The sequence below is a fragment of the Pseudoalteromonas sp. UG3-2 genome, assembly GCF_037120705.1.
Taxonomy (GTDB): Bacteria; Pseudomonadota; Gammaproteobacteria; order Enterobacterales; family Alteromonadaceae; genus Pseudoalteromonas.
Genome location: NZ_JAWLJU010000001.1, coordinates 362,377 through 372,570, shown reverse-complemented (window position 1 = coordinate 372,570; position 10,194 = coordinate 362,377). Strand labels below are relative to the sequence as shown.

The window sequence follows — 10,194 nt, the reverse complement described above, 5'->3', positions numbered from 1 at the left end:
TTATTTTTCAATTATATCAATAGACTAAACAATAATTCACAGTCTACTACTGAATCTGTGTTGCTAAAATGGTGTTTTACAATTTAAAACAACTTTATTGCTGTAAGCTATGGTTTAGTTGCAACGCTATATTGAGAAAGCCTGAAGGAATGAACGTTTAGATTAAAATAAACCTTAATAAACAATTTGTTATACATTTAAGAATATGTAATATGACTTCGATTTTTGGTCGTAATACGAACACAAGCCAACATTTAAGCTTCCAATTAGGCTACCAGTTCTCACACTGTTGTCTTAAATGGTTTGTCAATCTCTGTCTTGTTGATCATATATCCCACTAAGCCACCATAAGCATCAACCGCAGTATGTATGATCACTACCACCCATAACAGCTCAGTAAAAATAAATACGACACCAAGCAATAACCCGATTAATGCAGTTCTTATAATATTTTTCCAGCCTTGATAACAGTGACATATGCCGAAGGCCGCACTGCTGAGCAACAGGCTGGGTAATGTACCAAGTTGCTCACTCAAAACACCTATTAGAAAAGCACGAAATAGAAGCTCTTCGCATAACCCGGCAGACAGTGAAAGGCCTAAAGTAAACCAGAGCAGCTCTTGGCGCGTGTATGGTATCATCCAGGCATAGTTATCGCTCAGCGCTTGACGAAACGCATTTCTTTGCTCTGCACTTACATATAGCGAGTAGAGTGAGTAGGCAAAGTAGCCAATAACAAGGCAGACAACAGCAATCCCTACCCAGTTAGCCATAGTGCCTTGCCACGAAACGCCCAATGCTTTTGAGTCTATCGATTTAAAAAGTAATAGCGCCAATAATAAAAAAGTGGGTAGCCACATAAATAACATTGCTTCTTGGTAGACTCTTATCTTGGATTTTCGACCCTCAAATAATGCTATTTTTCCCTTATCGGCTTCCCATACACTAAATAGCACCATGGCCAGTATAGAGAAAAGAATAACCCACTCACCGGTTTGCAGTTGCATAATAATTCTCCACATTTTATTCATTGAACTAACGTTAAAGGTTTACTTGATATAAATAAATGTATTAAATACTTAGAAAAGATAAACATTTGGTTTAATCATGCTGCACCCTAGGGATTTGAAAATATTTTGCAAAGTGGCAGAGACTGGCAACATGTCCAGAGTTGCTGAGGCAGAAGCAAAGTCGGTCATGGCAATAAGTAAACAGATCAGTCGGCTGGAAGAGAACCTCAACCAAGCGCTGTTCATTCGAACTCGCCGCTCGTTAGTTCTAACCCAGTTTGGGAGCGAGTTAAAAACAAAAGCTGAGAAGCTATTAGAGCAACACGACGCTTTTGAGCATTGGGCTCGTGCAAAAGAAAGTAAGGTGACGGGTGAACTTCGGGTCGTTTGTCAGTCAAACGAAATCATTAATGAAACACTCATACCGTGGTTAGCTGAGTTTACTGAACAGTATCCAAGCTTAAATATTACGCTTGATGTGAGAGAGCAGGTTATTGATATTTTGAAGGACGACTTCGATATTTTTTGGGCCGTAGGGTCTTATCTTGGCGATAGATACTCAGGGCTAAAGCGTAAGCCCTTATGGAAATCAGTATACGGATTATTTGCTTCGCCTAGCTACTTGCAAACGATGGGTTACCCAAAAAAAATTGAGGATTTAGAAGCTCACAAAGTTGTTGGGTACTTGCATAATCAACCAAGTAATGTGCTGATAACTTGTGACGGCAGTGGTGAGCCGAACTACATCATGCCCCAATGCCGAATTAAAACCGTTACCGGCATGTTACAGTTGGCAGAGGCCGGTCTTGGTATTATAAACGCGCCGGCAGATACCAAAGCAGTGAAAGAGCTTATACAAAATAATCGTCTAGAGCCTGTATTGCAAGACTATTGGTGGGAAGATGCAGAAGTTTATGTTTATTACCACCCATCCCGTCCAGTTCAGCCTAAGATCCGAGCGTTTCTCGATTTTTTTGTAAAAAAACGGAACCAATGGAGTTTTTAATGTGCTCCCAGTTTAAGGGCCAACAGCAGTCGGTGATAAGAGTGGTATCAACACCCATAATATAAAAACTATATTCCTTTTACGATTGTAATTATTTTGATGGGGGGCTTTATTATTGAGTAGTCAGCTAGAGGAGGTGTGGAGAGGGATACTACAAAAAATTGTACATGCTTAGTAATAACTTGGATAAAATAATTGATTTTAGAAAACGACTGCTCATGGCAAAGATTGGCTGTAAAGTCTACTTAGTGGATGTTTTGTTAATGTTGTCCTGATCTTGGCATATAAAAAGTAAGTAAGGTGAAAGGGAACATCCATGTTCTCTAAAAAACAACTAAATCCTATTGCATCAATATGGAGTAACTATGGACGATTTATGGTTTTGTATTAAAACAGAATCAAGCATTAGACAAAATCAGAGGGAGCTGGCTCGAGCGTGAGCCAGCTGGAGCAAAACATGCTTTCATGAACGGGCATTGCTCTCCTAAAGTAGCTCGCTTAAAACTCATAAGATTCTATAACTATTACAAATCTTGCGGTCGCCCAACATCTGGTTGGCGATAATCACACACGCCCATGGGAAATATTTGTTGTAGTTTAGGAATGGCCGCTGCAATCTCCACCTCACCATAAAGGCCGATGTTGGCGGCTTCCGCTACGGGAATTAGATGACATTTAAAGGTGTCGCCATGCCACGAACCACCAGCTTGGATACGGCTGGTGGAGTACATGGGGTATTGTTTAGTGCATTTGCCCGGAGCTTGGTTATTCCAAAGGCCATCGAAAACGTGGTTACCTTGAGCAATAATGTCGCCGTTTGCGGCAAAACACGTATCTTTAAGTGTTTTTGGTTTGGCCTCAAACACTCCAATGCCTGGGTTGTTGTTAATATTTAATAGCCATTTGTCCATTTCTTTAAAAGCTAAAGCGGTCGGGTTAAACGCTTTATCGGCCACCCAAATCAGTTGGTTTTTAGCATGGCCATTGGCTTGCTGAATACGCAGGCGAGAATAAAAAGAGGCGGACATGTGGTGCATATCGAGCTCGTTTTCTAAGTAATGACGAGCATCGATAATAGGCAAGTTAACGCGGCCAATGAATACTTGGCCGGAGCGATAGGCGTTTTGCATGGCCTTGAGATCGCCGTGGTGACGCGGTGCAACGCCATCGTCTTTTGGGGTGGTAATATTGTGGTTGCCCCAGAGCGTGAGCCAAATTGGGATTTTATGACCCAGTGGTAAGGCTATTTGCTCTTGGCGCATGTGTGATTGCGGTTTCCATGCCCCCACTTTTTGATTGATGTCGATAAACTCAGCTAAGCTGATGTCGTTGGCTTTCAGTGCCTCTAAACCATATTGTACGCCAACATTATCCCAGGTACTCAGACCTAAGCCATGCTCATCGGTGCCCAGAATATGCTGCATATCTTGCCAGTAGCTCCAATGTGTTGTGGCATTCAGTTGCTCACTGAATAACGGCCGCAAAAATCCTTGCCTAGGGTTATTAATAAAGGCCGAAAGCCCAAAGTAGCCATTAATGCATTCACTACTGCCATCAGGAAAAGAAGGCACGAAGCCTGCCATGAGCTGGTTAAGGGGCTGTAAAAAACCGCCTTTTTGTGGAAAGTCATTGAGGGCATTCATGCCTTCAATATGGCGGCGTCGCTGCCAATCTCGCCACGCTTTTTTGTCGTCTGCTCTAAAGGTAAAGTAGTTATTAAGTAAGTCGCAATCCAATGCATAGGTGGTTTGGGTGATCATATCTGGGTAGCTATAAAGCGGAATTAAGCCATCCAAAATGCCCTCGCTGTTTTGCGCAATTAAGTATTGCGCCAACCCGCCTCCTGAGCCGCCAACACCAACCGTATAAAGAGGCTCACCATAGAGGCTGGTAAATTGTTTTTTTACTCTTCTGGCGGTATCTTCTGCCAACAGCATGTTGTAGGTATAGCTGGTTTTATTACCGCTGGAACTGATCACCGCATACCCTAGCTTAAGCTGCTCTAGCTGGCGCTCTATCACTCGGCTTGCGCGCTGCCGACCTTGGCGGTAACCAATACCTGAGCCACCATTAAATTGATAAATAAGGCGCTGGTTCCATTGTGATTTTGCCAACCTATCACCGACTTCGACTGCCGTTATGGGCATCACAATGGTGTAAATAAAGCGATTAATAGTGCCTTGTTCAACCCGCAGCAACACTGGATGCTGAAAAGGGGAATCGATGTCGGTTAGTGCTTCTACTTGATCATTGTTATTAATGGCATAGTAATTAATTCGCGTAGGGATCATACAGTCTTTACTGTATCCGGCCAGCTGCCCGGCCTTATAAACAGGCACGCCATATTGCTGCTGATTATCCACGCTAGGCTGGCCTAATCCTGAATCCATAGTCATACAGTAAAATGGATATTGATTGGGGCCAGAGTAGAGGTTGGTATCAGGGCCAAAGCCTCCTACAGCAATGGGAAAAGGAAAGGGATCGCTGGGGCGTTCAACTTGTGCAATATGAGGGTAAAAACCTAACCTAAATTGTGCTTTGGCTGGTGGAGCGCTTACCACCGTAGCAATATGCTCATAGCGTTTCATGCTATACCACAGCCACCACGCACTGCAGCTAAGCGCAGTGATCAAAGCTACTATTAGCCCTCTTTTTAAGATCATAAAACCCCCTAACAACCACTTCATTTATAAGTGTAGCTGCACAGTGTTGAATGGTGGTTATGGGGTTGTTAGATAATAATTAAACTATTGTGTGAGGGTTAGAGGGCTATGGCGTACTACCTAAATACTTAATTTCAAGGCGGTTAATGGTTTCTTTTGAAACTTGCTTGAGTAAGGTTTCAATCTGCGTTGCCAGAGCTTGATTCTCTTTATGGTAGCCCATGTATTGCTGTTCAAAATGGAATGTTTGAGGCAACAGGTAAACGGGCAGCTTGTGGTGGCGAATGATTTCCATGGCCCAGACTTTATCTACAAGCACGGCATCGACGCGGTTACTTTGCAACACAGAGAAAAATCTGCTGCCATCGGCATGGTTTTGTTCATAGTAAGAGCGTTTAATAATGGCGGCATTGATGGCGCCTAAGCGCTGATTTACTGCGTCGGGGTAAGTGTATTCATCAGAGATCATGATTTTTGGCGCAGGTAGCTTGAGGAGTTCTGCATAATTCGTGAACTGACCTTGTTTTACCGCTAGAGCCAGTTTCCACGTGGTGAAAGAGACGTCAACAATTGGTAAGCCATCTGAGCTATCAACATATAAGGTGAAATCAAATACTCTTTGTCTTACGCCCGCTAGGCACCTGCGGTAGGGAAGCTCATGAAAAGTGGCGCGAAAGCCGCTGCCACGCAGGGCATGGCGAATTATCTCCACCTCAATACCGGCAGCGAAGCCTGAGTCGTTGGTGAAGCTGTATGGCCACCAGCGTTCAAAGCAGATATTCACAATACGCTTATCGGTATTTGCTTGCGTGGAAAAGCAGCAAAAAAAACTAAGTAGAAACAGTACTCTTAACATGAAGCCAAGCCTTATAGTCACTTCTAAAAGCTTAAGAAGAGAATGGCAAAAGTGCAAATACTCAGTAACGGTAAGACACACAAACAGAGAGTGCTTCATCAAGCCCGACTCTCAAGGTTATGTAATAAAAATGATTCTCATATATTTTTGTTTTGCTGTTGCTGTATATGACACAAAGGTTATAATCCTGTAACCAGTTATTTTTAACCGCTCGTAAAATGGAGTTTGCTGTGCTTGGCACTGTCTTCTTATTCACCCTGTTAACAGCCATCTTGCTGTTATACCTCAGTACGAAACATCAACGTCTCCTTAACTCTCCAATAGCCAAGTCGTGGCGACTTGTAAGCGCTGGACTATCTTTGCTTGCTTTGCTTATCGCCATTGACATGTTTGTCGGTGCCGCTGTGGTTTTCAGCTGGTTACTGGCGGTCATGTTATTTACTGCGCTGATCCCTTTTACAATTTTATGGTTATTTAACAAGTCCTCATGAGTGCCTTATCAAAAAAACACACTATAAAGCCGCACTGGTGGGGGAAATCCGTCGCGGGTGGGGTGCTTGGACTGGCGTTAAGTTTTGCCTTAGTTGGCTTATTTGCTTGGATTGGCAGCGACGGTTTGCAGCAACAAATTAGCGCTGAACGATTACTCTGGCGTAGTCAGTTTCTGATGTGGATGATCACCCCCATTTGGTTGCTGATATTGAGCTTGGTTTATCTATTTCCAACCGCAAAACAAGCATTTATTTGGCTAGGTGGCGCAAACATTATAGCTTATGCCGCTCTGTATATGGTTCAGGGGGGCTTATGAAGATACGCGCCGATGTGTTACGCACCTATCAAACAATTCATACCTGGACTGGGATCACCACCGGGTTATTACTGTTTATTGGCTTTTTCGCCGGTGCCATCACCATGTATGCCGGAGTGATTGATGAATGGTCAACGCCACCGACACAGCACTTACCTCAAGTAGAAATAAACCAGTACGATGAGTTACTACAGCAAGTCTTTTCTGGCCACCCTGAATCGAGCAAACAAATCACCTTGAGTTTGACCGAAAACACCTCTCCGGTCACCTGGTATCAGCAAGGGAGCCCTCGAGGACTGCGCCTAGACGACCAGCTTTGGCATGCAAGCCTCGATAGTAATGGCGAGCTGGTGGCTCATACCAGTAGTAAAAATGAACTGTCTGCGCTGGTCGATTATCTTCATCGTAGCGCCGGGATAGCAGGAGAGGTGGGTCACGAACAAGCCGGTGTGTATGTGCTTGGTGTGGCCGCCATCTTGTACTTTTTGGCGTTGCTGTCTGGGCTTATCTTTTTATTGCCGACTCTAGCAAAGCACTTTTTAGCTTTAAGGAAAGATAAAGACAGCAAGCGTTTTTGGCTTGATACGCACAATCTAATCGGTATTGCCAGTTTGCCATTTCATATTATCATTGCCATTACCGTAATAGTGTTTGCTTTTCATGATGTGCTGTACGATGGCCTAGGAAAAATATACGGTGATAAACCCTTGTTTCCACGCCCGGTTGCCTCTGAAACAACTTTCAACAGTCAAGCGTTGCCCAGTATCACTACACTTATTGCTAAAGCCAACGAATACGCGCCAGAGCATCAGGTTAAGCAAATCAGCCTCAGTGGTTTAAATAGCAGCTCGCCCCGGGCGTCAATTCAGTTAGTGAGTGAGCAGCACTTAATGCGGGGCCCCAAAACAGACTTTTTGTTTATGCACCCTTATACCTTTGAAGTGTCGAGCAGCAGCATAATGAATGGCGATCAGGGAGTTTGGGGGAGGGTGGTCACCACCTTATTCGGACTGCATTTTGGTAGCTTTGGCGGCGAGCTTGGGCGTTTTGGTTACTTTATTATGGGTATTTTAGGGGCTGTGCTGTTCTACACCGGAAATTTACTGTGGTTGCAAAAACGCCACAAATCAAATGCGGCTGAGCAGTCCCGTGCTCCACGTGTGATGGCCAAGCTTACCATTGGCGTAGCCTTGGGCTCACTGCTTGGAGTTGCAATGGCGTTTGCTGTTACAAAGTGGTTTGCGCTCACGTCATTGAATGTCAACCTAGCGTATATGTGGTTATATTATCTTTGTCTCTTTGCTGTTCTTTTGGCGGCATTGCGGTTTGAGCTGTCGCGCACCGCTGTGTACGTTCAGCGCTTAATAGCTGTGTTATGTATCTCGTTGCCACTGACTTCCTTGCTGGCTTACTGGTTACCTAACCTGGCAATTTGGCCAGCTAACTCGGCTGCGACCTGGGCGCTGGAGCTTGTTGCTGGGGTGATTGCAGTGGTTTTTTGGCGTTTGGCCAACAAGACTAAGCACAACGCTAGTAAAAGCGGTAGCATTTGGGCGCTTAGCCAGTCAAAGGCGTTGTCTGAACAAACCTCTTATAGCAACGGCATACACCCAGCTGAGAGCCAAGAGCTGCGTTAGGGTAGCAAAATTTGCTATCCTATGACTTTGTTATTTTGCATGGAATTATTATGGAACTAACTGCATGGCTAAGCTTAGCGGCTATTTGCGCAATGGGGGCAATGTCGCCAGGACCAAGTCTGGCTGTGGTATTACGCTATAGCCTATTTCAAAGCGCGAAACACGGGATTGTTGCCAGCTTATCTCATGGTTTTGGGGTTGGCATTTACGCTTGTCTGGCGCTGTTGGGGTTATCTGGGTTAATTCAGCAATCACCACTGTTATACCAAGTTCTCGTCTATGGTGGGGCGGCTTATTTGGCATGGATGGGCATCAAAATACTGCGCAGTCAAAGCCAAGGTTTGCAGGTCGTGAACGATTTGGCGACCACCAGTTACTGGCAGGCTGCAAAAGACGGCTTTGCCATTGCCTTTTTAAACCCCAAGCTGGCGATCTTTTTTGTCGCGCTGTTTTCGCAGTTTATCGAACCTGAGAAAATGACACTCTCAGTCGGTCTTATTATGTGCGTGACGGTACTGACGATTGATGCCATGTGGTATTTTGTGGTGTCGGTTATTAGTGCCACAGCCCGCGATAAATTTGATCTCACCGCTAAGCGCTCAGGTATCGACAAGTTGCTTGGTGTTGCCTTTATACTATTGGCCATTCGTGTAGTTTATGAAGCGCTCGGTTTATAGGTTTATCCCCTTACCAGCCACATAATGATGGAGAATAAAAGCCTTTAAGGTTTCGCTGTCGGCGGCGTTTAAATTGAATGAAATAGCCAACTGATGCCGGCCACTCAGGACCAGGGCATTGATACTGAGCAGTAACGGGGGCATGTTACCTAGGTACAGCTTAGCAAGGCGCTTACAAAGGCGCTGTTGCAATGGTGCGGCTAAATAGGGAAACGTATTGATAAGCCCCCCAGTTTGAGAAATGGATACTAAGGGAAAGGGCATAAGATTCGCGCTTAGCCGCGTAAGTACCGGTGTTTGGGGGCAAGTACGCCAGCTTCTGGGTAAACCCTGGTGGTTGGCGTCGACAATGTTCGGTGCGGCGAGGTTGCTTTGCAGTATATCAATGATGGTGCTCAGGTTTTTGATTGGAAACTCGACTTCTTCTCTGCCGCCTCTGGCTACTAAGCTAAATTGAGCACTGTCGGCCATACCATTGAGTAAGCTGCGTATCTCATTGCTAAGTTGCTGCTGCAGTGGTGCATGGGTTGCAAGCTCGGCAAAGTGCGGCGACTCTTTGGCACTCAATGTGGTGTGAATGAATTGCAACTCTTCCTTTGTTAGTCTCATGGTGAAGCACATCCATTATTAGGTTGATTTTTACACAGCAAACTTTGTACCAAATAACTAAACGCAAGTGTGGCAGTAACCATGGTTGCCGTGACATTGCAGTGCGGCTAAAAACTGCCCCGCTACTGATGCGGCAAAGGCTAAGCCTTGCCGTTTTAGCTGACAAAAAGGCGTTTAGGCGCAGGGTTTGGTTAAATTATCGGCAGTTTTGCTTAAAGGTTTACGTGGAATAATGCTTGCAGTGCTACTGTGTTTTATTGTTGCAATAGGTTGGTCATGCAAACACAGTTTTTATCCCATTTTGTTACTGCGTCAAACGCCTCATTGCAGGCCAGTGAAACGCAAGAAAACACCCAACCCAGTGGTTTTCAAAGTCACTATCAGGGTGTCTTATCGGCTAAGCAAACCCATGCTACAACAGCACAGTTACCGGCAAATCAGATGAGTGCATCGGTGCCACAAGAACCATTAGCAACCAACCTAGACCTCAGTGCTTTTTCTCGCGACAGAGCTAAGGCCATTGAGCAGTTGCGGGCGTTAGTTGCCGAGATTATGACTCAACCATTACAGCCTAAAGCAACGGCAAAAGATCAGGCGCAATTGCAGTTATTTAGCAGTTTAAATCTGGACTTTTTGAGTTACAAAGAGCTGGCGCAGCGGCTGGAGATGTTAGCTCAGCTCGACCGTCACACTGAGCAGCAAAAAGGCATAGAGCAACAAGATAAACAGCGCATCCGCAGTGTTATTGCTAGTCTTCATGCGCGTTTAGAGCGCGGCCAAGAAGCCTTATTAGGGGGCAGTACATTAAAGTCATTGGATTTAAACCGTAAAGAGATGGAGCTGGAAATAGACAGCTTATTTACTGATGTTGGCTTTGATTCCGACACTCCTGTGGTGGCCATTTCATAATCCGATGTATTTTACTTTG

9 protein-coding genes are annotated in these 10,194 nt (G+C 44.8%); 5 read left to right on the top strand and 4 right to left on the bottom strand.

Annotated features, from left to right (window positions below; all coding sequences use genetic code 11):
- Window positions 1-281: 281 nt before the first annotated feature.
- Window positions 282-1,007, bottom strand: coding sequence for a CPBP family intramembrane glutamic endopeptidase (locus R3P39_RS01485; RefSeq protein ID WP_336565240.1), 726 nt, complete (start codon window positions 1,005-1,007; stop codon window positions 282-284).
- Between the two features lie 100 nt (window positions 1,008-1,107).
- Here R3P39_RS01485 and R3P39_RS01480 point away from each other — a divergent pair, with 100 nt between their 5' ends.
- The gene (locus tag R3P39_RS01480) at window positions 1,108-2,016 is read left to right on the top strand and encodes a LysR family transcriptional regulator (RefSeq protein ID WP_336565239.1); all 909 of its coding nucleotides are present in this window, start codon (window positions 1,108-1,110) and stop codon (window positions 2,014-2,016) included.
- 524 nt (window positions 2,017-2,540) lie between these two features.
- On the opposite strand, the gene R3P39_RS01475 is transcribed toward R3P39_RS01480, so the two are convergent.
- Both R3P39_RS01475 and R3P39_RS01470 read right to left on the bottom strand, forming a co-directional pair.
- Complete coding sequence (locus R3P39_RS01475; RefSeq protein ID WP_336565238.1) at window positions 2,541-4,679, bottom strand: DUF6351 family protein; 2,139 nt, start codon at window positions 4,677-4,679, stop codon at window positions 2,541-2,543.
- A gap of 106 nt (window positions 4,680-4,785) precedes the next feature.
- On the bottom strand, window positions 4,786-5,535 hold the full coding sequence (locus R3P39_RS01470) for a substrate-binding periplasmic protein (protein WP_336565237.1): 750 nt from the start codon (window positions 5,533-5,535) through the stop codon (window positions 4,786-4,788).
- 487 nt (window positions 5,536-6,022) lie between these two features.
- Between R3P39_RS01470 and R3P39_RS01465 the strand changes: the two genes are divergently transcribed.
- The 3 genes from R3P39_RS01465 to R3P39_RS01455 are packed head-to-tail and all read left to right on the top strand — an operon-like array spanning window position 6,023 to window position 8,657.
- Window positions 6,023-6,343: a hypothetical protein gene (locus R3P39_RS01465; RefSeq protein ID WP_336565236.1), complete on the top strand. Its 321-nt coding sequence runs from the start codon at window positions 6,023-6,025 to the stop codon at window positions 6,341-6,343.
- The gene (locus R3P39_RS01460; protein ID WP_336565235.1) at window positions 6,340-7,980 is read left to right on the top strand and encodes a PepSY-associated TM helix domain-containing protein; all 1,641 of its coding nucleotides are present in this window, start codon (window positions 6,340-6,342) and stop codon (window positions 7,978-7,980) included. Before R3P39_RS01465 ends, R3P39_RS01460 begins: the two co-directional genes overlap by 4 nt.
- 50 nt (window positions 7,981-8,030) lie before the next feature.
- Window positions 8,031-8,657, top strand: a complete 627-nt coding sequence (locus R3P39_RS01455; protein ID WP_336565234.1) for a LysE family translocator — start codon at window positions 8,031-8,033, stop codon at window positions 8,655-8,657.
- Here the strand turns inward: R3P39_RS01455 and R3P39_RS01450 are convergent.
- Complete coding sequence (locus R3P39_RS01450) at window positions 8,652-9,266, bottom strand: hypothetical protein (RefSeq protein WP_336565233.1); 615 nt, start codon at window positions 9,264-9,266, stop codon at window positions 8,652-8,654. The two genes, R3P39_RS01455 and R3P39_RS01450, sit on opposite strands and share 6 nt — an antisense overlap.
- A 276-nt stretch (window positions 9,267-9,542) precedes the next feature.
- Here R3P39_RS01450 and R3P39_RS01445 point away from each other — a divergent pair, with 276 nt between their 5' ends.
- Window positions 9,543-10,175: a hypothetical protein gene (locus R3P39_RS01445; RefSeq protein WP_336565232.1), complete on the top strand. Its 633-nt coding sequence runs from the start codon at window positions 9,543-9,545 to the stop codon at window positions 10,173-10,175.
- Window positions 10,176-10,194 lie beyond the last annotated feature (19 nt).